21 protein-coding genes and 2 tRNA genes are annotated in these 23,292 nt (G+C 46.5%); 13 read left to right on the top strand and 10 right to left on the bottom strand.

The features are described 5' to 3' along the window. The first annotated feature begins 33 nt into the window (after nt 1-33). A complete protein-coding gene (locus BM367_RS11405; protein WP_092460611.1) occupies nt 34-1,383 on the top strand; it encodes a dihydrolipoamide acetyltransferase family protein in 1,350 nt (449 codons plus the stop codon). Between the two features lie 7 nt (nt 1,384-1,390). Here the strand turns inward: BM367_RS11405 and BM367_RS12125 are convergent, their stop codons facing one another. From BM367_RS12125 to era, 3 genes are all read right to left on the bottom strand, one after another. After that, nucleotides 1,391-1,594, bottom strand: coding sequence for a hypothetical protein (locus BM367_RS12125; RefSeq protein ID WP_143104019.1), 204 nt, complete (start codon nt 1,592-1,594; stop codon nt 1,391-1,393). Nucleotides 1,595-1,664: 70 nt separating this feature from the next. After that, nucleotides 1,665-2,993 (bottom strand): ribosome biogenesis GTPase Der, encoded by a 1,329-nt coding sequence (gene der / locus BM367_RS11400; RefSeq protein ID WP_092461045.1) that lies wholly within the window; start codon nt 2,991-2,993, stop codon nt 1,665-1,667. A gap of 23 nt (nt 2,994-3,016) precedes the next feature. Beyond that, on the bottom strand, nt 3,017-3,913 hold the full coding sequence (era, locus tag BM367_RS11395) for a GTPase Era (RefSeq protein WP_092460609.1): 897 nt from the start codon (nt 3,911-3,913) through the stop codon (nt 3,017-3,019). A gap of 96 nt (nt 3,914-4,009) precedes the next feature. Between era and BM367_RS11390 the strand changes: the two genes are divergently transcribed. Then, nucleotides 4,010-4,081, top strand: a tRNA-Met gene (locus BM367_RS11390). Between the two features lie 280 nt (nt 4,082-4,361). Here the strand turns inward: BM367_RS11390 and BM367_RS11385 are convergent. After that, nucleotides 4,362-4,994 (bottom strand): c-type cytochrome, encoded by a 633-nt coding sequence (locus BM367_RS11385; RefSeq protein WP_092460608.1) that lies wholly within the window; start codon nt 4,992-4,994, stop codon nt 4,362-4,364. Nucleotides 4,995-5,283: 289 nt separating this feature from the next. Next, nucleotides 5,284-5,372: transfer RNA gene (locus BM367_RS11380), tRNA-Ser, on the bottom strand. 94 nt (nt 5,373-5,466) lie between these two features. On the opposite strand from BM367_RS11380, the gene BM367_RS11375 reads away from it, so the two are divergent. Further along, complete coding sequence (locus BM367_RS11375) at nt 5,467-5,703, top strand: DUF2905 domain-containing protein (RefSeq protein ID WP_092460606.1); 237 nt, start codon at nt 5,467-5,469, stop codon at nt 5,701-5,703. 4 nt (nt 5,704-5,707) lie between these two features. Next, the gene (locus tag BM367_RS11370) at nt 5,708-6,730 is read left to right on the top strand and encodes a cation diffusion facilitator family transporter (RefSeq protein ID WP_092460604.1); all 1,023 of its coding nucleotides are present in this window, start codon (nt 5,708-5,710) and stop codon (nt 6,728-6,730) included. 57 nt (nt 6,731-6,787) lie between these two features. On the opposite strand, the gene BM367_RS11365 is transcribed toward BM367_RS11370, so the two are convergent. Beyond that, nucleotides 6,788-8,008 (bottom strand): serine hydrolase domain-containing protein, encoded by a 1,221-nt coding sequence (locus BM367_RS11365; protein WP_092460602.1) that lies wholly within the window; start codon nt 8,006-8,008, stop codon nt 6,788-6,790. 218 nt (nt 8,009-8,226) lie between these two features. Here BM367_RS11365 and serA point away from each other — a divergent pair, with 218 nt between their 5' ends. Together serA and glk are read left to right on the top strand one after the other, a co-directional pair. Next, the gene (gene serA / locus BM367_RS11360; RefSeq protein ID WP_092460600.1) at nt 8,227-9,459 is read left to right on the top strand and encodes a phosphoglycerate dehydrogenase; all 1,233 of its coding nucleotides are present in this window, start codon (nt 8,227-8,229) and stop codon (nt 9,457-9,459) included. A gap of 79 nt (nt 9,460-9,538) precedes the next feature. Beyond that, complete coding sequence (glk, locus tag BM367_RS11355) at nt 9,539-10,645, top strand: glucokinase (RefSeq protein ID WP_092460598.1); 1,107 nt, start codon at nt 9,539-9,541, stop codon at nt 10,643-10,645. Nucleotides 10,646-10,656: 11 nt separating this feature from the next. On the opposite strand, the gene BM367_RS11350 is transcribed toward glk, so the two are convergent. After that, a complete protein-coding gene (locus tag BM367_RS11350; RefSeq protein WP_092460597.1) occupies nt 10,657-11,559 on the bottom strand; it encodes a 3-hydroxyacyl-CoA dehydrogenase family protein in 903 nt (300 codons plus the stop codon). Nucleotides 11,560-11,622: 63 nt separating this feature from the next. Next, complete coding sequence (locus BM367_RS11345) at nt 11,623-12,261, bottom strand: carboxypeptidase-like regulatory domain-containing protein (RefSeq protein ID WP_245759974.1); 639 nt, start codon at nt 12,259-12,261, stop codon at nt 11,623-11,625. Between the two features lie 209 nt (nt 12,262-12,470). Between BM367_RS11345 and BM367_RS11335 the strand changes: the two genes are divergently transcribed. From BM367_RS11335 to BM367_RS11305, 7 genes are all read left to right on the top strand, one after another. Beyond that, on the top strand, nt 12,471-13,547 hold the full coding sequence (locus BM367_RS11335) for an Mrp/NBP35 family ATP-binding protein (protein ID WP_092460594.1): 1,077 nt from the start codon (nt 12,471-12,473) through the stop codon (nt 13,545-13,547). Nucleotides 13,548-13,633: 86 nt separating this feature from the next. Further along, on the top strand, nt 13,634-14,452 hold the full coding sequence (gene pyrF, locus BM367_RS11330; protein WP_092460592.1) for an orotidine-5'-phosphate decarboxylase: 819 nt from the start codon (nt 13,634-13,636) through the stop codon (nt 14,450-14,452). A 78-nt stretch (nt 14,453-14,530) separates the two neighbouring features. After that, on the top strand, nt 14,531-15,709 hold the full coding sequence (locus BM367_RS11325) for an acyl-CoA dehydrogenase family protein (protein WP_092460590.1): 1,179 nt from the start codon (nt 14,531-14,533) through the stop codon (nt 15,707-15,709). Further along, nucleotides 15,709-16,251 carry a shikimate kinase gene (locus BM367_RS11320; RefSeq protein WP_092460588.1) on the top strand — a complete coding sequence of 181 codons (543 nt, stop codon included), beginning with the start codon at nt 15,709-15,711 and terminating at the stop codon, nt 16,249-16,251. The genes BM367_RS11325 and BM367_RS11320 overlap by 1 nt, the downstream gene beginning before the upstream one ends. A 13-nt stretch (nt 16,252-16,264) precedes the next feature. Then, a complete protein-coding gene (locus tag BM367_RS11315) occupies nt 16,265-16,669 on the top strand; it encodes a DUF423 domain-containing protein (RefSeq protein WP_092460586.1) in 405 nt (134 codons plus the stop codon). Nucleotides 16,670-16,747: 78 nt separating this feature from the next. Continuing rightward, entirely contained in the window at nt 16,748-19,264 is a 2,517-nt protein-coding gene (locus BM367_RS11310) for an FtsK/SpoIIIE family DNA translocase (protein ID WP_245759973.1), read from the top strand. 22 nt (nt 19,265-19,286) lie between these two features. Beyond that, a complete protein-coding gene (locus BM367_RS11305; RefSeq protein ID WP_092460584.1) occupies nt 19,287-19,955 on the top strand; it encodes an outer membrane lipoprotein periplasmic chaperone LolA1 in 669 nt (222 codons plus the stop codon). On the opposite strand, the gene BM367_RS11300 is transcribed toward BM367_RS11305, so the two are convergent. Both BM367_RS11300 and topA read right to left on the bottom strand, forming a co-directional pair. Continuing rightward, complete coding sequence (locus BM367_RS11300; RefSeq protein WP_092460583.1) at nt 19,956-20,840, bottom strand: transglutaminase-like domain-containing protein; 885 nt, start codon at nt 20,838-20,840, stop codon at nt 19,956-19,958. A gap of 17 nt (nt 20,841-20,857) precedes the next feature. Continuing rightward, nucleotides 20,858-23,212 (bottom strand): type I DNA topoisomerase, encoded by a 2,355-nt coding sequence (topA, locus tag BM367_RS11295; protein WP_092460581.1) that lies wholly within the window; start codon nt 23,210-23,212, stop codon nt 20,858-20,860. Nucleotides 23,213-23,292 lie beyond the last annotated feature (80 nt).

Raw genomic sequence — 23,292 nt, 5'->3', positions numbered from 1 at the left:
CTGTATTTTTGTTCAAGGCTTAAATACATTGTTATGCCACTGGTGGATCTGATTATGCCCAAGATGGGTGAAAGTATCATGGAAGCAACCATTTTAAAATGGCTGAAAAAACCAGGTGATCCTGTGCAACAGGATGAACCTGTGCTGGAAATAGCAACCGATAAGGTAGATAGCGAAGTGCCCTCAACTGTTACAGGTGAACTTGCTGAAATTTTGTATGAAGAAAATCAGGTAGTGCCTGTAGGTGCCGTGATTGCAAGAATCAAAACGGAGCAGGAAATACCCACTGCCTCTGAAACATACGATTTCCATGTTGAAGAAACACCTCAGGCCGAACAGGTACAGGCAACAACTGCAGAAGAAACATTATCCGACTCCTCTGCATACAACCTTTCAACAGCTGCACCTGCAACTGGTTCGGGCAAGGCAAACTCAGGATTTTATTCTCCGCTGGTGTTGATGATTGCAAAAAATGAAGGCATCCCCTTGACAGAACTGGAACAAATCAAAGGCACTGGTGCTGATGGAAGGGTTACCAAAAAAGATATTCTGGAATACGTAGCCCGTCGAAAGGCAGGCCAAACCCAGGCTCAACCTGCATCTGTGCGTGAATCATCAGCAAGCCGGCAAGAATCCGTTTCAATATGGCAGCCGGCTGAAAAGCCACAGGATCAGCGAGTGGAAATCATAGAAATGGATCGCATGCGTAAGCTGATCGCCGAACACATGGTGCGCAGCAAACAGACCAGCCCACACGTCACCAGCTTTGCAGAAGCTGATGTTACAAACCTTGTACAATGGCGTGAAAAAATCAAAAAAGAATTTGAAAAAAGGGAAGGAGAAAAGATTACGTTTACGCCCCTATTCATCGAAGCCATAGTAAAATGCTTAAAACGTTTTCCCCTCCTGAATAGCTCAGTGGAAGGCGACAAGATCATCATCAAAAAAGACATTCATATCGGCATGGCTACTGCATTGCCTAACGGCAATCTCATCGTGCCCGTAATCAAACATGCCGACACATTGAATCTCGTGGGATTGGTGAAACAGGTCAATTATCTGGCACAGGCTGCCCGCAACAACAAACTAAGGCCTGATGACACACAGGGTGGAACGTTTACCCTCACCAATCTGGGAACTTTCGGCAGCCTGATGGGCACACCCATCATCAATCAGCCACAGGTAGCCATTCTGGCTACCGGGCAAATCAAAAAACGCCCAGTAGTCATTGAAACGCCCCAGGGCGATACCATTGGCATCCGGCACATGATGTTTTTATCGCTTTCCTACGATCATCGGATCATTGATGGCATGCTGGGTGCAACTTTCCTTTCGGCTGTGGTGCACGAGCTGGAAAGTTTTGATCCGAATCGCGAAATCTGATGCCAGATCATTTTATAGAATCCTTATGTGGATGAAGGCTATCGGCCTCCTGAGCCGGCAGGCTATCCACGGCAGCTTTTGCCTGATTGAGCAGTGAATCAATATTGACTTCCGCACTGTCGGCCACTGCTGAGGAGGAAGAGGAGTTATGTCTGCAAGCAGCACAAAAAAGAAAAACAGTTACACAGCCTAACCAAAAGATGTATTTCATAAGCCTATGCATTTGCATGTTTCAGAATCGGAATCTATTGAAAAAAGGTTGTTTGCATCCGTCAGCGCATTTATTTTTTCCGGAAATATATTCTCAACGGAACACCTGTAAAAGAAAAATGTTTTCTGAGTTGATTTTCCAGAAACTGTTTGTAAGGTTGACGAATCTCATCTGGATAATTGGTGAAAAACAGAAAAGTAGGATAGGAAGCTGGCAATTGTGTGATGTATTTGATCCGAATCAGATGTCCACGCACGGAGGGTGGGGGTGTTTGCTCAATCACGGGGAGCAGGGTTTCGTTTAATTGCGAGGTAGAAATTTTTTGCCTGCGGCGGGTATATACTTCCAGCGCGGTTTCCAGTGCCTTGTAAATGCGGGTTTTTTCGATTGCTGAAATAAAAATGATAGGCACATCGGTGAAGGGGGCAATGCGGCTGCGGATTTCTTCTTCAAAGCGGCGAGCTGTGTGGGTGTCTTTTTCAATGGCATCCCATTTATTGACCAACAACACCACACCTTTTCCCTTGCGGATGATGAGGCTGAAGATATTCACATCCTGAGCCGTCATGGGACGTGTAGCATCGAGCAGCAGCATGCATACATCGGCTTCGTCCACAGCTTTGATAGCTCGGATGGTAGCGTAAAATTCAAGCTGATCCTTGTTGGCATCTTTTCTTCGTAAGCCAGCTGTATCAATCAGGATGCAGGATTTTTGATACAGGTTGTAATAAGTGTGAATGGCATCGCGTGTGGTACCTGGCATATCGGAAACCACATTCCGTTCTTCCCCAATCAACGCATTCAGCAGGGAGGATTTGCCCACATTGGGCTGCCCAACAATGGCTATGCGGGGAAGAGCTTCTTGGGCTTCTTCGGTTTCGATTGTTGTATCAGGGGTTTCAGAAGGAATATGCTGTACCATGGCATCAAGCAACTCACCCGTTCCGCTGCCGCTGATGGCTGAAACAGGGAAGATGGGATCAAAGCCAAGGCGATAAAATTCCTGAGCATCCAGCTGTCGCTCGTAATGATCGACCTTATTGACCACCAGCCAAACGGGAGTTTTGCTTTTGCGGAGGATATTGGCAATGACATCGTCAATATCCGTAATACCTGTGGTTACATCACACACGAACAGAATGCCATCGGCTTCCTGCATCGCAATCTCCACCTGACGGGCAATAGCACGGGTAATTTCATCCTGCGCATGGGGGACAAAGCCGCCGGTATCAATCACATTGAAGGTTTTACCATTCCAATCGGATGTACCGTAAATGCGATCACGGGTGACGCCGCTCACATCGGCCACAATAGCCTGTCGCTCGGCAATCAGCCGGTTGAATAAAGTAGATTTGCCTACATTGGGTCGCCCGACAATTGCCACTGTAAATCCAGCCATACCTTCCATTTATGTTAACCCAATCAGGGTGTATATCCAAAAGATGATAAAAAGCGATCGTTTTCACGCCAGCCGGGGCGCACTTTCACGAACAATTCCAGGAATACCTTCCGACCAATCATCTGTTCAATTTCTTCCCGCGCCAGCCGACCAATTTCCCGGATCATGCGGCCTTTTTCACCCAAAATAATTCCTTTCTGGGATTCGCGACTAACGATAATCTCGGCACGAATGCGGGTAAGCGTTTCCTTATCTTCGTACGACTGAATCACTACCGCCGTGTGATAGGGGATCTCTTCACGGGTAAGCAAAAAAATCTTTTCGCGGATGATTTCCGCCACAATAAAACGCATGGGCTTATCCGTGAGTTCATCGGTGGGATAGTAAGGCTGCCCTTCGGGCAAGTATTCGATTAATGCCGCAAGCAGCTGATCCAATCCCCATCCTTCTTGAGCCGAGATGGGCAAGATTTTCACCACAGCCGGAAATGCCTGATAAGCCTGTAGAAACGACTCCACCGTTTGCTCTTTGTCTTCTCCGGCAGCTGATTTTAGCAAATCAATTTTATTGATAGCCAACATGCAGGGCACCTGCAGTTGAAGAGAAGAAATCCTGGATTTCACCTCATCGGGCGATTCCGTGATATCCGTCAGATACAACACTACATCGGCATCCTGCACAGCCTTGTGCATAGCTTCCATCATTTTTTCCTGCAGCTTATAGGCGGGATCCAGGATGCCTGGCGTATCTATAAACACAATCTGATAGTTCTCACTGCTCAGAATCCCGGCTATCCGATGACGGGTAGTCTGAGCTTTAGGTGTAACAATTGAAATTTTTTCCCCGACGAAACGATTCATCAGGGTGCTTTTCCCGACATTGGGCCTACCGATGATACTTACAAAACCTGAACGAAACATGCGGGCAAAGATACGGGAAAACTAAAGCCTGCCGAGAGAGCCGCACAGACAATCTTGTTTGAAATGATAAATTGTTATAACTTCGTGCCCGCACATTGCGAGGTAGAGCAGAGGTAGCTCGTCGGGCTCATAACCCGAAGGTCGGAGGTTCGAGTCCTCCCCTCGCTACAAAGAAAGGCCCATTCATCTGGCAATTTATCCAGCAATCCTATAACCTTCCTCATTCCTGAGCTCATCGGGCTCATATCCGCCAACCGGCGGATGGAGGTTCGAGTCACTGCCTGCCGGCAGGCAGGCTCCCCTCGCTACAAAAAAATTGAATTCAAAGGAATCAGACCTTTTTTATTTTCGGCTGAAACCGGGCTTTTTTAAGTCTAAAACCTGGACAAATTTATTCCGTCTGCAACCTTTCCAGGATAGCAGGTCCATAATCTCGGTCGAGTTTTGCTCAGGGATTTCTATTCATTTGGCCAGCGGGTGGCACAGGTGCCGGAACGAGATTGTGCACAGGCCGGATGGTTTGTAAATAAGCAAATATGGCTTTAAGTTCCTGATCGCTAAATCCATGATTCATTCCCTCTGCTACAAAGCTCATGGGCGGTAGCAAGTCGCGACTCTGCTCGAGTCCCTTCCATTTGCCTTTGCGAATGGCAGTAAGGAACTGGGATTCTGACCATCCACCCAGTCCTGTTTCGTCGGGTGTGAGATTAGCGGCATAGGAAATACCCCAGGGCCCCACCCATACGCTGAGATCGTTGGTGAGCATCAATCCATTTTTTTCAAGCTCAACGCGGTTGATATGGGGAGGAGGCACAACAGCCGGATGTCCGGCCAAATACATGGTCGTGTCGGGCACAGGACCCATGGCTGTCATTTTCTTTGGCGTATGACAGTCCGAACATCCACTGATGTCTACCAGATGTTTTCCCCAGGCAACTTGATTGGGATATCCACCATAACTCAGAAGCTGAGAAGATGGATTTACGGCAGATGGCGGCTCTGCCCGACGTGAATGACAAGACGATAGCATAAGCCACAAGCAGAGTGTAGCTACACAAACAATGGCAATTTGACTTTTCATGGTAAACGTTTTTGGGGTTATGAATGAAAAGCTTTGTGTCGGATCTCAGGGTTTTTTGTCAGTAGTCCGGAACCCTGATGGGAAAATCAGCCATAACCGGATAGCAGACAAAATAGTTTGAAAGGATATGCTAAGGCATGAATAAGTAAGGGTTAAGTAGTTTTCGACACAAGATAATATACTTTTTAGCAAAAAATCAACCCTTTTCTGCTAAATACAGAGCATAAGAATGATGAAAATCAGCAGTCGCGGTACGAAAGAGTTGAATGAATTTCCAAATGAGGGTAGGCGGAGGGAGGGGGATTCGAACCCCCGGTCCGCCGGTTGACGGACAACGGTTTTCAAGACCGCCGCATTCGACCGCTCTGCCATCCCTCCGGGCGCAAAGTTAACAGAAAATCCGTTTTCCCTGCAGCACAGAATTTGTGTTATGGCAAGCAGGATTTGTTAGTTTTGTAAAAATGAAACCGAGATGAAGGAATTAGGTAAACTGATGATGTGGGGAGGAGGATTATTGCTGCTGATGGGTGTGCTGGTTTATCTGTTTGCATCGTTTGGGGATAAGTTACCACACTGGTTGGGAAGGCTACCAGGCGATATCCGCATACGCAGACCCAATTTTGTATTTTATGCACCCATCACCACGATGCTGCTGCTCAGCTTGTTGCTTAGTGGACTGATGTGGATTATTCAACGATTCTTTAAATAAACACATGGCCTGGTCAGCAGAAAAAAGAATCATGCTGTTGTCGCTCTTTCTGAGCGCGTGTCTTACGCTGATCAAAACCTGGGCTTACCTGCAAACCTATTCCATAGCCATTCTTTCTGATGCACTGGAATCGATAATCAATATTGTTACGGCCGCACTGGCCATGTACAGCGTGCATCTGGCTGCCCTGCCCCGTGATATCAACCATCCCTATGGCCATGGCAAGGTCGAATTCTTTTCCGTAGGCGCGGAAGGGGCATTGATATTTATTGCTGGCGTATTAATAGCAGTCAAGGCTTTTCAGTATTTCCTGCATCCATATTCCCTGCAAGAACTGGATTATGGTATCTGGCTGATTGCCCTTACGGCCGGAGTAAATCTCTTGCTGGGATTATACCTGGTTCGCAGGGGCAAACAATTGCCCTCGCTTACCATTCAGGGAAACGGACAACATATTCTCACCGATGCCTATTCTACGGGCGGATTATTGCTGGCTCTCCTACTTATCAGATTCAGCGGATGGGATTGGATTGATCCGATAGCTTCATTAGGTATCGGAGCATGGGTGGTGAGAAAAGGATATCATTTGGTGCGTCGCTCCATTTCCGGATTGATGGACGAAGCCAATCCGGAATTGATTGATCAGGTTGTGGATATTCTGGCCAAACATCGAAAAACAAACTGGATTGACATTCATAATTTCCGGATTCAGCAGTATGGCAACAATTATCATATTGACTGCCATCTTACACTGCCTTATTACTACACGCTTGAACAGGTACACCGAGAAAATGAAACCCTGACCCAGCTCATCAGGGAGCATATTCATTCCGGTGATACTGAATGTTTTATTCACGTAGATCCCTGCAGGCCTTATTGCTGTCCATATTGTCAGATCCTGGATTGTCCGGTGCGACAGCATCCGTTTCAGGAAACCATTCCATGGACAAAAAAATACGTGTTACTGAATCAGCACCCCACCCTTGAGAATACAGGCCGTACTCAATTTAGTGAATCATTAAAGTGAGTAACTGGCCAATTTCAATTTAGCAAATCACCGCTGCGTCCCTTGTGTAAATCATTTTTATCCACCTTCATCCACTTCACCTTCCACATCGTTTTCATGCAGGATTTTCATGACTGGTTGTACATGATACACGATGGGATCATAGCGGTTGGAAAGAATAATCAGTGTAGTGGTATCTTTCAGAAAACGATAGAATACGCTGTTGTTGCCATGCCACCAGCCGTTGTGGTAAATAATTTGCTGGCCATCGGGATACATCAGCATGCGCCAACCCAGACCGTAGTTGTGAATGCCCGGGTGCTCAAAGCTATAGGGCTTGTACGCCAATTGCAAAATGCTGTCGGGAAACAAACTACCCGAATAAAGCGCCTGATCCCATTTCAACAGGTCTTCCACCGTACTATAGACATTTTTATCGCCCACCACACCATCAAAAGGTACGGTTCTTACTTTCCGTCCCCGTGCATCATAGCTGATGCTTTGATGGGCTGGTGCAGGTTCCCGGGGAGTATACACATAAGTATCGTGCATGCCCAGAGGCTCAAAGAAAATCCTTTGCAGGAAGCTGCCCAGAGGTTCATGGGTAACTTCTTCTACAATGGCTGCCAACAAACAATAGTTGGTATTGCAATAATTAAAATGCGTATCGGGTTTGAAAACGGGTTTGGGATGATACTTGCATAAAATACGCACCACATCCTGATTGGTCATCAGCCGGGAGGGATCTTTCCAGTATGACTGGCAGCAATACAGATAATTCGGCAGCCCGCTTCGATGATTGAGCAACAATTTGATGGTTACACCCTGATAGGGAAAATTGGGAAAATATTTCTGCACCGGATCATTCAGATTAAGTTTACCCCGCTGATAGAGCCAGAGCACAGCCATTGCCAGAAAAGGTTTGGATGTGGAAGCCAGCTGAAAAGTAGTGTGTTCATCAATCGGGATATGTTTGGAAAAATCAGCATAGCCCTGGTATTTCTCATAAATCACCACCCCTTTTCGAGCTACCAGAATAGCTCCGTTAAATCTTTTTTCCAAGAAACGATGATAGTATTCATCCAGTGCTTCCTGCATGCGGATGGTGGAAGGGCTGTTCAGAATGGCATTTCGCCGTTCAGCAATGGAATCGAGGATCTTGGCCCTCGCAATTCGTTCGTGCAAGACTTCATGCGAAGATTCTCTGGAATCGGCTGATTGACAACGGCTGAGCAACAGCAATATCCACAAAAACAATAACGGCTTCAGCATAGCCAGGATAGGTTTGCGTATGTTCATGTCCAATCATTGTTAACCGGAAAGCCCGATGGGGAGTCATTTTAGGAAAGATATGCCTTTCATGTTTATACTCCAGATCGCATCGGATTTTGCCGGTTCATGTATATAAAACACAAAGATACAAAGCTATTTTTTGCATAACGATTAAAATAGGGCTGTAGTATGTATTTTTGCGGCAAATTTTAAAGTCTTTTTATCAAATTTATATTTCTTATTGAATGGATCAGAAGACCAGCTTTCCCAGAGAAAAGATTCGCATTTTGCTTCTGGAAAACATCAGCGACTCGGCTGTACAGGCATTCAGGCAGGCAGGTTATACCCAGGTAGAAAAATTAACGCGTGCCTTACCAGAAGATGAATTGATCAAAGTTGTTAAAGATGTCCATTTGTTGGGCATTCGTTCCAAAACCCAAATCACGGAACGCGTGCTCGATGCTGCGCCTCATTTGCATGCAATTGGTTGCTTTTGTATCGGCACCAATCAGGTGAATCTGAAAGCAGCTACCGAACGGGGCGTGGCTGTATTCAATGCACCTTACTCCAATACGCGCTCAGTCGCAGAACTGGTGATTGCTCTTGCCATCATGCTGATTCGCAAAATACCCGATAAAAACAAAGCAGCTCATGAGGGCATCTGGATGAAAGATTCCAAGGGTAGTTATGAATTGCGCGGCAAGACCATGGGCATCATTGGGTATGGGAATATTGGCACACAGGTAAGCGTACTGGCAGAAGCCATGGGCATGAAGGTGATTTTTTATGATGTCATTACCAAACTTCCCATTGGCAATGCCGAACCCGTCAAAAGCCTGAAAGAGCTGGTTTCAAGAGCCGATGTGGTAACACTGCATGTGCCAGCTACGCCGCAGACCAAAAACATGATTAACCGAAACCTGCTAAAACATTTTAAAAAAGGTTCTATTCTGCTCAACTACGCCCGCGGCGATGTGATGGACCTGGATGCTGTTCGGGATGCTTTGCAAAGCGGTATCCTGTCAGGTGCAGCTGTTGATGTGTTTCCGGAAGAACCCGAAAAAAACGGGGATCGGTTTGTAACTCCCCTGCAAAACATGCCCAATGTAATTTTAACGCCCCATATTGGCGGATCAACCGAAGAAGCACAATGGCATATTGGCGAAGATGTGAGCAACAAAATGTTGCAATACCTGGAAAGTGGTACCAGTATAGGCTCTCACACAGTGCCGCCCCTGCATGTGCCCGTTCTGTCTGGAGCTCATCGTATTTTGCATATCCACAAAAATGTGCCCGGCGTGCTCTCCGAAATCAATACCCTTCTGTCCAACCATTCCATTAACGTGTTAGGACAATACCTGAAAACCAACGAAATGATTGGTTATGTCGTGCTGGATGTGGATACCAAACTTTCACGTGAAGCTTTTCAACTTCTCAAAAAAGTAAAGCATACCATCAAAACCAGGATTCTGTATTGACAAAATCTCGGATTCAGAAGCGATTTTGGCAAATCATGCCCTTTGTTGTAATTTGAAAAGATTTTTAAATGTATCCTGCATGGCAGACAATCATTCAAACATCCAACCCTGGATTCCGCTTTATTTACCGGGATTGAACTACCATTCCTCCGTCAGCGGAGCAAACCAGATCTGTTGCATCCTGGCTGCCGATGTGGGTGGTACCAAAACCAACCTGGCATTGTTTGAAATTCAGGGTAATAGCCAACCCATTAGCCTGGTGGAAGCCAGCTATCATTCCCGGGATTACGATAGTTTTTCATTGATTGTAAAAGATTTCCTGGAAACCAGAACCAACTGGAAACCTGTGCGACTTTGCGCGGGTGTGGCCGGCCCTGTGATTGATGGACGGGTGGAAGTTACCAATCTGCCCTGGAAGATGGATCAGCGCCTGGTAAGCAAAGTCGTAGGTATTGAGGATGTGATTTTTATCAATGATTTGCAGGCAACAGCCTATGGACTGGCGGCTCTGAATGCCACACAGGTGCACGTGATCCGCAATGCCGATGAAATGATAGCCGGCAATATAGCTGTCATAGCCCCCGGCACCGGCCTGGGCGAAGCCGGGCTGTATTACGATGGAAAATATTATCATCCTTTCGCAACCGAAGGCGGACATTGTGATTTTGCTCCGCGCACCGAACTGGACATTGCCCTGTTGCAATACCTGCAGAAAAAAGTTGAAGTAGTGAGCTGGGAACATGTGGTATCAGGCATGGGTATTTTGCATATTTATCAGTTTCTTCGGGATACCCATCGTTATGAAGAACCGGCAGCCCTGCAAAGTCAATTGGAACAGGCAGCCGATAAAGCTGCTCTGATCAGCGAAGCTGCTACGCGTAATGAATTTACTATCTGTAGGGAAACAATGCGTTTGTTTGTGCGCTATCTGGCTCATGAAGCTGCCAATCTGGTACTAAAATTAAAGGCTACAGGAGGCTTGTACCTGGCCGGTGGCATTCCACCCAAGATTATTGATCTGCTGATTGAAGAACGTTTTTATACGCATTACCTGCACTGCGATCGCATGCAGGAGCTGGTAGAAAAAGTGCCTATCTACGTGGTGCTGAACGATAAAACGGCCTTGCTGGGTGCGGCTTATTATGCCGCCTTCGGTCCACGTGCTGCTTCACAAAAACCTGAATAACAACCAAAAAGTTAAAACGTGCGCCTGACCTGAAAAACAGGATTCACCGTTTTTTCTTTGCCTTCAGCTGCATACCGATAAAAGCCTTCTCCGGTCTTCACGCCCAGACAACCGGCGTGCACCATCTTCACTAGCAGCGGACAGGGAGCATATCGCTGATCGCCCAGTCCTTCGTGCAGCACCTGCAAAATAGAAAGACATACATCCAGCCCAATGAAATCGGCCAGCTGCAAAGGCCCCATCGGATGCCCCATACCCAGCTTCATGATGGTATCAATTTCTTCTACGCCCGCCACACCTTGTTGCAGGGTATAAATCGCTTCATTGAGCATGGGCATCAGAATGCGATTGGAAACAAAGCCAGGATAATCATTCACTACACAGGGAGTTTTGCCTAATTGACGGCTGAGTTGTACAATCGTATCCGTAACAGATGGATCGGTATGAAAACCCTGAATCACTTCCACCAAAGGCATCACTGGAACCGGATTCATGAAATGCATGCCAATGACCTGGCGAGGACGATTGGTAACAGCAGCCAGCCGGGTGATGGAAATGGAAGAAGTGTTGGAGGCTAATATGGCTGCAGCCGGTGCATATTGATCCATCTGCCGGAATATATCTTCCTTGAGACTTTGTTTTTCGGTAGCCGCTTCAACCACCAGATCTGCCCGTTGCAAGGCCTCAGGCAATTGTGTAAAAACATGAATACGACTCATCAATTCTGGAACTTGCTGTTCTGTGAGGATTTGCTTTTTGACCTGCCTTTCTGCGTTTTTGTGGATTGTTTGCAGCGCTTTTTGCAGGATTTCATCCTGAACATCTACCAGATTCACTTCAAAACCAAATTGCGCAAATACATGTGCAATGCCATTCCCCATGGTGCCTGCACCAATGACAGTAATATATTTCATGACCCATAATTTTCAAAGCAAAATGAAAATGTATGCATTTTATCAATAGAGCTGCAACCTACATCAATCTTTTCTTTTGAAATCGCCGTTCTTCCAGGCCTGGATAAACTGAGCCCAGGCAAGAGGATTGAAGATATTTTGCGGAGGAAGTTGACCGGCATAGGAGATACGTTGAGCCTGCTGGTTCAGAAACAACTGAGTAGCCTCCGTTGCATCGGGTGGCAGGGTTAACGCCAGGATGCGAAGCTTGGCAGCTTCTGTGTTTTTGCGGGCAATTTCATATTTATCGTCCGGAAATTTGTAATTCACAAACTCGCGGGCAAATTCTTCTGGAGAAGGGTAGGGGCGAATGATGGTTTCCGGTAAATAGATGGTATCAGCAACCATAAGCTGAATCATGGAAAAATGATTTCCTTTCAGGTCCAGCGGGATGCGCACATCTTTGGGCCTGAAACCAATGGCACTGAAATGAATGGTATCGCCCCGGTAAGCCACAATATCAAAAACTCCCTGTTCGTTGGAAAGGGTGCCCCGATCCTGACCCTTAACAGTTATTGATACGCCGGGTATGGCTTGCAGGCTATCAGCCGTAAGCACCACTCCTGAAAATTCAACCACCGTATCGCGGGCAGTATGGCGCTGGGCAAAAGCAACAGTTTGGATACACAAGAGTAAACTACCGATCCATAAAAACTTTTTCACACAGCTGATTTTTCAGAAAATGAGTTTGCAAAACAACTTGTCAAATATAAGAAAATTGAAGCATATCGCGGTGCACACATCGGCTGACATAAACTTTCAGGATTTGTTAGCAAAATATCATTTTCAAAAATATTTTTCGCTTACCGGAGCAAATCGGCCGATTCCTGTGCGGGATGCCCTAATTTTGTTTTCCAGAAATCCATGCACACATGATTACCGAACAGCAGGTTTTGGCGGCACTCAGCCAGGTTCATGATCCCGATCTGGGAAAGGACCTGGTGAGTTTGCGCATGATACAGGATTTACAGATTGAAGGGAAAAAAATCCGCTTCAGAATCGTGCTTACCACTCCTGCCTGCCCGGTGAAGGATGCTATGCAGCAGGCTTGCATCAATGCCATTCACATGATGGTGGATCCGGAGGCAGAAGTGGAAATACAGATGGATGCCCAAACCACCAGCAGGCGGCAGGATAACAAGGTGATTTTGCCAGAGGTCAGCAATATCATAGCGGTTGCCTCAGGCAAGGGAGGAGTCGGCAAATCGACTATTTCAACCAATTTAGCTCTGGCCATCGCACAGCGGGGAGCAAAAGTAGGGCTTATGGATGCCGATATTTACGGTCCCAGCATTCCTATCATGCTGGGCATCAAAGGCGAACGTCCCCGCATGGCACAAATTAAGGGTCGGCCCATGATTGTGCCCATGCTAAGATTTGGTATTGAAGTAATGTCCATTGGTTTGCTGGTCGATGAAAAACAAGCCGTCATCTGGCGGGGTCCCATGGCCAGCAGTGCCGTTCGCCAGTTTATGACCGATATTTACTGGGGCGCTCTCGACTATCTGATCATTGACCTGCCACCCGGAACCGGTGATATTCACCTCACATTGGTGCAACAGGTACCCCTTACCGGAGCCATTGTGGTAACCACGCCCCAGGATGTGGCGCTTGCCGATGCCCGCAAAGCCCTTGGCATGTTCAATACACCCCAGATTAAAGTACCGGTGATAGGTGTAGTGGAAAACATGGCCTATTTCACGCCACCCGATCTGCCCGATCGCAAATATTATCTTTTCGGCAAGGGGGGTGGCCAGAAATTGGCTGAAGAATTTGGCGTGCCGTTTCTGGGTCAAATTCCGATTGTGGAAAATATCCGCGAAGGTGGCGATATCGGCGTGCCTGCTATGGTGAGCGATGATGAAATCTCCCGCAAAGCCTTCGAATCCTTCGCCGACCAGGCTATCCGGAGTATTGCCCGATTAAATGCCAGTTTGCAGCCCGCTTAATTAAAATTTTATTTTAGGCATAAAAAAGAATTCCATAATTATCATTTGTCCAGAATATTTATCTCATATTTTATTTTAAATAAAAAATGAATCGCCAACAGCTGGTTGAACAAATCCGGAAAAAACAAACCTGCCTATGCATTGGTCTTGATCCGGATATGGAAAGGCTTCCTTCCGTGCTAAGCCAGGGAGAAGAGCATCCTGTGCTGGCGTTTCATCGGGCTATCATTCAGGCAACAGCACCTTATTGCGTAGCTTACAAGCTGAATACGGCTTTTTATGAAGTTTTAGGTTCCACGGGCTGGCAGCTGCTGGAACAAACCCTGGAACTGATACCCGACACGCATTTTAAAATTGCTGATGCCAAGCGTGGCGATGTGGAACATACGGCCCGGCAATATGCGCGTGCTTTTTTTGAAAGCCTTGGATTTGATGCCGTAACGGTTTCACCTCTGCTGGGAAAAGACAGTGTTCAGCCTTTTCTGGATTATACGGATAAATGGACTATTCTGTTAGGGCTTACTTCCAATGCCGGTAGCCAGGATTTCCTGCAGCTGCCCTGTGGCGATGGCTATCTGTACGAGCGCATCATGAGGCAGGCCTCTGGCTGGGCCTCCCCGAATCAACTGATGTTTGTCGTAGGGGCCACCTGGCCATCCCAACTCCAGCAATTGCGGCAACAGTTTCCCGATCATTTTTTCCTCGTACCCGGCATCGGTGCGCAGGGCGGCGATCTGCAAGCCATTCTTGAAAGCGGGCAGGCTCAAAGCGATGCCGGATTGTTGATCAATGTATCCCGTGCTATCCTCTACGCTTCTACAGGGAATGATTTTGCCACCGCAGCAGCCGAAAAAGCGGCTCAGTATGCCCGGGAAATGGCGGGCTTTCTACAGGGGAGAAAATGAAAACCACCTGCTCGGCGCTTTCACAATTGCAGAAACTCAACAAACTATTTGTATTTTGCTAGCCTAAAGTCAGCCTGCATGAAAACGGATTTGTTTCAATCGCCTGATTATTTTCAGATTGATGATCTGTTAAGCGAAGAACACAAATGGATTCGGGAGTCTGTGCGTCAATGGGTAAAAAAAGCCGTTAGCCCCATCATTGAAGATTGCTGCCAGCGGGCGGTTTTTCATAAAGAATGGTTTCCCCAAATGGGCGAGCTGGGTTGCCTGGGCCCTACCATTCCTCAGGAGTATGGTGGTTCCGGACTGGATGAAATTGCTTATGGCCTGATGATGCAGGAACTGGAACGAGGCGATAGTGCCGTACGCTCCGCTGCATCTGTGCAAGGTTCACTGGTGATGTTCCCGATTTTCACCTATGGCAGCGAGGCACAAAAAAGAAAATACCTTCCGGCTCTTGCAAAGGGCGAAATCATTGGCTGCTTCGGACTTACCGAGCCCGATCATGGCTCCAATCCGGCAGGCATGACCACCCGGCTTACCGACCAGGGCGATTATTTCATCCTGAATGGCAGCAAAATGTGGATTTCCAATGCTCCCGTAGCCGATATAGCCATTGTCTGGGCAAAAGATGAACAAGACCAGATCCGGGGAGTAATTGTGGAACGCGGCATGGAAGGTTTTTCCACGCCGGAAACCAAAGGCAAATGGAGCCTGCGAGCCAGCGCAACAGGCGAACTGGTTTTTGATCAGGTAAAAATCCCAAAAGAAAACCTCCTGCCCGAGGCCCGTGGCCTGAAAGCTCCTTTAAGCTGCCTATCATCCGCCCGCTATGGCATTGCCTGGGGAGCGGTTGGAGCAGCCATGGATTGCTACGACACAGCCTTGCGCTATGCCAAAGAACGGAAACAGTTTGGTAAACCTATTGCCGGCTTCCAGCTGATTCAGAAAAAACTGGCCGAAATGATCACGGAAATCACCAAGGCCCAGCTGCTAAACTGGAGACTTGGTACGCTGAAAAATGCCCACAAGGCCACACCGGCGCAGATATCCATGGCCAAACGCAACGCCTGTGAAATAGCTGCCCGCATTGCCCGCGATGCCCGGCAAATCCTGGGAGCCATGGGTATTACCGGCGAATATCCGGTGATGCGCCACCTGATGAACCTGGAAAGCGTGATTACCTATGAGGGAACCCACGAAATTCATTTGCTCATTACAGGAGAAGATATTACCGGTATCAATGCATTTGTGTGATGAACATGCGCGTTTTTCTGTGGGGATTCATGGGTTCAGGCAAAACCTTCCTGGGCAAGGCTCTTGCAAATGCCCTGCAAATCCCGTTTTATGATCTGGATGCAGAAATTGAAGCCGCAACTGGCAAAACCATTGCAACCCTGTTTGCCGAAAAAGGAGAATCCTGTTTCCGGGCTCTGGAAACAGATACGCTGCATACTTTCCAATACAAACCAACTTTTATCCTGGCCTGTGGCGGCGGCACACCCTGCCATGCTGACAACGCCAGCTGGATGAAACAACAGGGCATCACTGTATGGCTTAATCCACCCGTGGAAGTGCTGGTCAGGCGGCTGCTACCTGAAAAGCAGCACAGACCTTTGCTTGCTCAGGTACCGGATGCGCAACTGGAAACGGTGATCCGCGAAAAACTTGCACAACGAACCCTTTACTATAGCCAGGCTCATCTGATCATCCAGGAAGAACACATTGATATCCCTGCATTCAAAAATCAGTTGCTGCTTATGGCCAGATCATACACGGCATCCAATCCTCATCCTTGAAAAACATGTGTCTATGAGTGCAAAAATCACCTTATTCCTCTCTTGTCTGTTCGGTGCCCTCAGCGTAGCCCTGGGTGCTTTCGGCGCACATATCCTGAAATCGCTGCTCTCCAGCGATCAAATGAACATATATGAAACGGCTGTTCGTTATCAGTTTTACCACAGCCTGGCACTATTAGCTTCAGGCGTGCTGACGCTATATAGCCAATCATATCCAAACCGGCTGATGTGGTTATCAGCTTCAGCATACGCTTTTCTGATCGGACTGATTCTGTTTTGCGGTTCATTGTATGTAATTATTTCCCTGCAATGCCAACATCTGTCAGTTCCATGGTGGATAGGGATACTTACACCCATCGGAGGTCTGTGTTTTATATTGGGCTGGATTTTTCTTGCTGTTTCTGTGCTGAAAATATAATTTCATGAAGCAGATACTTTCGCAAAAGGCAACCCACATGTATCAAAATCTCAGGGTATCTTTGTGAGGCAAATGATTATGGGAAAAAATCGGTTAAAATCAGAGCAATTACCTTCCCAGCCGACAGCAGCTGATCTGAAAAAAGAAGCTGCCGGTAAAAAACAGATGCGCAAGAATCCCAAAAAAGAAAAAACGCCTGCAAAATCATCTGCATCAAAAGAAAATACGAAAAACACCTCATTACCCAAACGCAATCACAAGCTGCTGGCTATCTTCAGCTGGCTTATCTGCATTTTTTTATTCATTGCTTTTACTTCCTATCTCTTCACCTGGAAAGAAGATCAGGATAAAATATTCTCTCTTTCGTATCACATCCTGCTGAACAATGAGGCAACAGTGCAGAATCTGTTAGGCAGGCTGGGAGCCTATATCAGCCATTTCTTTTTTTATGAAGAAATTGGCATAGCTTCCTACTTTCTGTGTTATTTGTTTTTCATTATTGGGGTAAACCTGCTGGTGGGCAGAAGGGTATTTCGTATTTCATCTCAGATTTTTTTCATTGTATTGGGTATTCTGTATGTTTCCACTGCTGCTGGTTTTCTGATGCAAATATTTAACTACAGCGGATTTCCCTTTGCAGGAGCATTGGGCACCTTCATCAGCGATTATCTGATTCACCTCATTGGTGCATTGGGTACGTTTATTTTACTCATTTTGACAGCCGTTGGCTATCTGGTTTGGAAATTCAATGTAGATATTACGCTTCCTTCTCCTAAAACGCCCCAACAGGAGCTGCATACAGAGCAGACAGAAGAGCCTGTTCAAGCAACAACATTCGCATCTGCACCTACAGCACCAACCATCAACGAATGGCTGGGCAAGCAGATGCAACAGCAAAACGAAGATTTGCAGCTGATTGAAAAACCGGAACAGGCTTCGCAACTGGAAGCAGAAGAGAAACCAGTGATACCCCATCCATCTTCACCTGCTGCTACCACCTCCGCAGCAAAACACGATGTGGAACTGGAAATCAAACCTCCCGTGAAAGACGATGCACCACAACCAGAAGCAGCTGCCAGACTGACCCAGCAACCTTATGAGCCAACCCTCGACCTGCGCGATTATCAATATCCTTCCCTCGATCTGTTGGATGATCATGGCGCTGAAACCATCATACAGGACAACGAGGAACTGAAAAAAAATAAAGAACAAATCATCAACACCCTGAAAAACTACGATATTGATATTCGTAAAATCACCGCTACCGTTGGTCCTACGGTTACCCTGTATGAAATAGTACCCGCAGCCGGTGTGCGTATTTCACGTATCAAAAATCTGGAAGATGATATTGCCCTGAGTCTTTCAGCCCTGGGAATCCGAATCATAGCACCCATTCCCGGAAAAGGTACCATAGGTATTGAAGTACCCAATGAGAAAAAAGCTACGGTATCCATCCGCACATTGCTGGCATCCGAGAAATTTCAGCGCACCAATATGCAGTTACCCATAGCTTTGGGTAAAAAAATTGATAATGAAAACTTTATTGTGGATCTCACCACCATGCCTCATCTGCTGATGGCTGGTGCAACCGGACAGGGTAAATCGGTCGGCATCAATGCCATCCTGGTTTCGCTGCTGTACAAGAAACATCCGTCTCAACTCAAGCTGGTATTGATTGATCCGAAAAAAGTAGAGCTTTCATTATACCGAACCATTGAAAAACATTTTCTGGCCAAACTGCCTGGAGAAGAAGAGGCTATCATCACCGATACCAAAAAAGCCATTCACACGCTCAATGCGTTGTGCATTGAAATGGATATCCGGTATGATTTGCTGAAGGAGGCCGGGGCGCGCAACATCAGGGAATACAACGAAAAGTTTGTGCACCGGAAACTGAATCCGGAAAAAGGACATCGTTTTCTGCCGTTTATTGTGTTGGTGATTGATGAATTTGCAGATCTGATCATGACGGCTGGCAAGGAAATCGAAATGCCCATTGCCCGACTGGCACAACTGGCACGTGCCGTGGGTATTCATTTGATTATTGCCACCCAGCGGCCTTCCGTGAACATCATCACGGGTATCATCAAAGCCAATTTTTCCGTACGCATTGCTTTTAAGGTAAGTTCAAAAGTAGATTCCCGGACTATTCTGGATACAGGTGGTGCTGAACAGCTGGTGGGCAAGGGCGATATGCTGATTGCCTATTATGGCGATATTGTGCGATTGCAATGCGCTTTCGTGGATACTCCTGAAGTAGAACGGGTAGTGGAATTCATTGGTCGCCAGCGAGGATATACCGAAGCTTATCTGTTGCCCGAATACGAGGATGAGAAAGAAAATCAGCTTAACTCCCTGCAACAGGCTGATCGGGATCCGTTGTTTGAAGAGGCTGCCCGCATCATCGTGGCTACCCAACAAGGCTCTACATCCTTGCTACAACGCAGAATGAAGCTGGGTTACAATCGCGCCGGCCGTTTGATGGATCAGCTCGAAGCCGCTGGCATCGTAGGTCCCAGCATGGGTAGCAAAAGCCGGGAAGTATTAATCAAAACGGAAGCTGAATTAGAACAATTTTTGCAGAAAATATTGTAAACAACAAAGAAAAACAGTTCATATGAAATTCTGTGCATGGTTGTTAATCGGAATTACACTGGCAGCAACGGGTTATGCCCAGCAGATGACTCCTTACGGACAAAGTGATCCCAAAGCAAAAGCTGTATTGGATGCGCTGAGTAAACAATACAAAACTTATCATTCCATCAAAGCTACCTTTAAATTGCAGGTCATCAATCCCGATGGGAAAGTTGCCGATCAGCGAAACGGTGTGGCCATTCTGCAGGGGAATGCTTACCACATCGAAATCGGTGGCCAGGTGCTGATCTGTGATGGTACAACCACCTGGAATTACAGCAAAGAAACCAATGAAGTGCAGATTAATCGCTATTCGCCCGACAATAGTATGATTTCGCCCACGCGTTTATTTACCAATTTCTATGATCAGGACTTTCTTTATCGCCTGATGCCCGATACGCGTGCAAATGGCCGTGTGTATCAACATATTGAAATGACACCTTTTGATAAATCCAAATCTTTCTTCCGGGTTGATTTAACCATTGATAAAGCAAAGAAACAAATCGTGAAGGCTGAAATTTACGACAAGAGCGGAGTTCATTATGTGTACAGCATTCAGCAATTTACACCCAACGTAAAAGTGACTGAGCAAACTTTCACCTTCAATCCCAAATTGCATCCGGGTATAAGTGTGGTGGATCTGAGAACCTGATCAATCATCCAGCAAAGCCGCCAGATGATATAATTCATACCTGCGGTTGGGGTATTCACTTTGCGGATAACATTTTGCCAGTTCACGAATCAGCTTCTGAATGATTTGCTTGTTGCTGAGAGGTTCGTAATATCGGTCTGTTTCTACGGCATCTATGCGTTTGAGATAGGTTTCAATATCTTTGTGCGAATAAATTTGTCCCTGAACAGGATCAATGAAAAACTGAATCCGGCTTTGTGGCGAAGGCGTTCTGGCATATAACCACGGAGCATCTTCCATTTCAAAATAAGCCAGTACATATTGCTGTGGAATCTGTACAGCTTTTACGGGAATATCCAGTTTTTCACACAGATACTGATATAAGATGCCGATGATAATGGAACTTCCTTTTCTGCTTTCAACCAGCTGATGGATAAAGAAATGATTCTTTTGCCTGTACTGCTTGTCGGTGCTTTCAATTCCCTTAATGCCGAAATAACTGTACAGCATGCCATTCATCACATTGATCTGTTCGACAGGTGTGAGATAGTTATTCAGCTCCAGCCAGATATTGCGTTTTAATTTCTCAATACTTTTAAGTACCTGTTCTTCTGCAAGATCAGGATATTGATATTTATCAACCAACAATGAACCTTTAAGCAAATCATCGGGTTGGCCGGCCCAAGCCTTCATAGCTGCAAGCAATTCCTGGAGATGCACCCGATGAATAAGCCATTCAATGCGTTCCTGGATGGCTTCGTTGGGAGTGTTTTCCCAGACTGATTCCAGACTTGGAATAATCTCTTTACCCAGATGCACAAGCCGATCAGCTACCGTATCGAATACTTCCTGATCCGGATCATCGAGCAGATGCAGCAAAGCATTGATTTCTCTTTCATCGGCCATACCCAACAAAGATAAATTTATTTTTTTGAAGGCGTATTCCTTCTTGCGGCCCTTCTGGTTTTGCCAGATGCCGGAGTGGATTGGATAATCTGCTCGCAGATTTCCAGGGTAAGTTGTTCCGGCTTATCTTGCCATTCCTTTGGCAAACGATAATTCTGATTGCCTTTTTTCAGATAAGGTCCGTAGGGCCCGCGCAAAATCTGAATATCGGAACCTTCAAACTGTTTGATAATTTTTTTATCGGAATCAGCTTGTTTTTCGGCAATCCAGGCGGCCACTTCATCCAGCTCCACGGTGTAGGGATCCATGTCTTTGCGCAGGGAATAGAATTTACCGTCGTATAATGCATACGGTCCATACCTGCCGATGTTGATCACTACTTCTTTTCCATCTATTTCGCCAATGCTGCGTGGCAATTTGAAAAGTTCAAGGGCTTCTTCCAGGGTAATGGTTTCAATGCTTTGTTCTTTTTTGAGTTTGGCAAACCGGGGTTTTTCCTGCCCGTCGGCCTGGCCAATCTGCACCATAGGTCCGTAACGTCCCATGCGGGCATACACGGGCTTACCGGTTTGGGGATCATCACCCAGATAGCGTTCGCCTTTTACTTTTTCAGCTGTTTCAAGTGTTTTTTCCACTTCCTGGTGGAAAGGCTTGTAAAACTGATCAATCATCTGGTTCCATGGCTTGCGCCCACGGGCTATTTCATCGAATTCCTCTTCAATTTTTGCCGTGAAGCCATAATCCATGATGTTTTCAAAATATTGATTCAGAAAATCAGTCACCAGCATACCCAGATCCGTGGGAAATAATTTTCCTTTTTCAGCTCCAACGATTTCTTCTGCTACCTGCTCAGAAATTTCATTGCCCTGTAGTGCAAAAATGCGGTAAGGCCTGGGCGTACCCTCCTTATCTCGTTTTTCCACATATTTTCTTTTCTGGATGGTGGAGATGATAGGAGCATAGGTTGAAGGCCTGCCAATGCCTAACTCTTCCAGCTTTTTCACCAGGCTGGCTTCTGTATAACGGGCCGGCGGACGTGTAAATTTTTCAACAGCCTGAAGTGAAACCAGGCGAAGCACCTGACCTTTTTGCATGGGTGGGAGCATGCCGGCCGCTTCTTCATTTTCATGTTCATCATCATCTTTGCCTTCCAGATACACTTTCAGGAATCCATCGAATTTCAGTACTTCTCCGGTTGCAATCAACTCGTATGCAGATGTGGAAATACCAATATGCACAATGGTTTTTTCCAGCTGTGCGTCGCTCATCTGGCTGGCTACAGTACGCTTCCAGATGAGTTCATATAGTTTGCGGGTATCTGCATCGGGAATGGTAACCACATTCATATCTGTTGGTCGGATGGCTTCATGGGCTTCCTGCGCGTTTTCATTTTTATTTTTAAATACCCGATGCTGATAATAATCCTTGCCGTATTGCTGGTGAATGACGTTGCGAATAGCTTCATGCGCTGTATCCGAAAGATTTACGGAATCAGTACGCATGTAGGTAATCTGACCGTTTTCATAGAGTTTTTGGGCCAGTAACATGGTCTTGGCAACCGAATAGCCCAATTTGCGGCTGGCCTCCTGTTGGAGCGTTGATGTCGTAAAAGGCGGGGCCGGACTTCTTTTGGCGGGCTTGATTTCAATGTCCTTCACTTCATACCGGGCACCTGCACAGGAATTCAGGAAATTACGCGCCTCTTCTGCACTCGGTATTTTGTTTTGTCCGACAGCTTTAAAATTCCATTCTTTTCCACGGGCATCTGGAGCTGAAAATATGGCCTCAACCTGAAAACTGCTTTCGGGCTTAAAGGCCTGAATTTCGCGCTCCCGCTCCACAATCAGCCGCACAGCTACCGATTGTACGCGACCGGCAGAAAGCGCATTTTTCATGCTGACCTTGCGCCAAAGCAGGGGAGAAAGCTCAAAACCCACAAGCCTGTCCAATACCCGACGTGCCTGCTGGGCATTCACCAGATTCATATCAATGGTCCGGGGCTGCTGAACAGCCTTTTCGATGGCGGGTTTGGTGATTTCATGAAACACAATACGCTTCGTGGTAAGCGGGTCCAAACCCAGCACCTCTGCCAGATGCCAGGAAATAGCCTCACCCTCGCGATCTTCATCCGTCGCAAGCCACACTTCCTTTGCTTTTTGTGCAAGTTTTTTCAAATCTTCCACAATCTTTTTCTTCTCAGGCGGAATCACATAAATGGGCTGATAGTTACGCTCAATGTCCACACCCATCTCTTCTTTATCCAGATCGCGAATATGGCCAAAGCAGGATTTGATTTCAAACTCATCACCCAGTATTTTCTGAATGGTTTTTGCCTTTGCCGGTGATTCCACAATCAGTAAATTTTTTGCCATAACGCTGTTTTATTTTCTGTATGTACCGAACAACACAATCAGTTTCCGAATTCTGCAAGTATAGAAAAATAATATGATGA

It is taken from the genome of Thermoflavifilum thermophilum (genome assembly GCF_900116565.1).
Taxonomy (GTDB): domain Bacteria; phylum Bacteroidota; class Bacteroidia; order Chitinophagales; family Chitinophagaceae; genus Thermoflavifilum; species Thermoflavifilum thermophilum.
This window is presented reverse-complemented; position numbering and strand designations above follow the sequence as displayed.

Bases quoted from the DNA above. Each gene is read 5' to 3' on its own strand.
- BM367_RS11405 (WP_092460611.1), top strand. From the start codon at position 34: ATGCCACTGGTGGATCTGATTATGCCCAAGATGGGTGAAAGTATCATG.
- BM367_RS12125 (WP_143104019.1), bottom strand. From the start codon at position 1,594: ATGAAATACATCTTTTGGTTAGGCTGTGTAACTGTTTTTCTTTTTTGT.
- der (WP_092461045.1), bottom strand. From the start codon at position 2,993: ATGGCTGGATTTACAGTGGCAATTGTCGGGCGACCCAATGTAGGCAAA.
- era (WP_092460609.1), bottom strand. From the start codon at position 3,913: ATGTTTCGTTCAGGTTTTGTAAGTATCATCGGTAGGCCCAATGTCGGG.
- BM367_RS11385 (WP_092460608.1), bottom strand. From the start codon at position 4,994: ATGAAAAGTCAAATTGCCATTGTTTGTGTAGCTACACTCTGCTTGTGG.
- BM367_RS11375 (WP_092460606.1), top strand. From the start codon at position 5,467: ATGAAGGAATTAGGTAAACTGATGATGTGGGGAGGAGGATTATTGCTG.
- BM367_RS11370 (WP_092460604.1), top strand. From the start codon at position 5,708: ATGGCCTGGTCAGCAGAAAAAAGAATCATGCTGTTGTCGCTCTTTCTG.
- BM367_RS11365 (WP_092460602.1), bottom strand. From the start codon at position 8,008: ATGAACATACGCAAACCTATCCTGGCTATGCTGAAGCCGTTATTGTTT.
- serA (WP_092460600.1), top strand. From the start codon at position 8,227: ATGGATCAGAAGACCAGCTTTCCCAGAGAAAAGATTCGCATTTTGCTT.
- glk (WP_092460598.1), top strand. From the start codon at position 9,539: ATGGCAGACAATCATTCAAACATCCAACCCTGGATTCCGCTTTATTTA.
- BM367_RS11350 (WP_092460597.1), bottom strand. From the start codon at position 11,559: ATGAAATATATTACTGTCATTGGTGCAGGCACCATGGGGAATGGCATT.
- BM367_RS11335 (WP_092460594.1), top strand. From the start codon at position 12,471: ATGATTACCGAACAGCAGGTTTTGGCGGCACTCAGCCAGGTTCATGAT.
- pyrF (WP_092460592.1), top strand. From the start codon at position 13,634: ATGAATCGCCAACAGCTGGTTGAACAAATCCGGAAAAAACAAACCTGC.
- BM367_RS11325 (WP_092460590.1), top strand. From the start codon at position 14,531: ATGAAAACGGATTTGTTTCAATCGCCTGATTATTTTCAGATTGATGAT.
- BM367_RS11320 (WP_092460588.1), top strand. From the start codon at position 15,709: ATGAACATGCGCGTTTTTCTGTGGGGATTCATGGGTTCAGGCAAAACC.
- BM367_RS11315 (WP_092460586.1), top strand. From the start codon at position 16,265: ATGAGTGCAAAAATCACCTTATTCCTCTCTTGTCTGTTCGGTGCCCTC.
- BM367_RS11310 (WP_245759973.1), top strand. From the start codon at position 16,748: ATGGGAAAAAATCGGTTAAAATCAGAGCAATTACCTTCCCAGCCGACA.
- BM367_RS11305 (WP_092460584.1), top strand. From the start codon at position 19,287: ATGAAATTCTGTGCATGGTTGTTAATCGGAATTACACTGGCAGCAACG.
- BM367_RS11300 (WP_092460583.1), bottom strand. From the start codon at position 20,840: ATGGCCGATGAAAGAGAAATCAATGCTTTGCTGCATCTGCTCGATGAT.
- topA (WP_092460581.1), bottom strand. From the start codon at position 23,212: ATGGCAAAAAATTTACTGATTGTGGAATCACCGGCAAAGGCAAAAACC.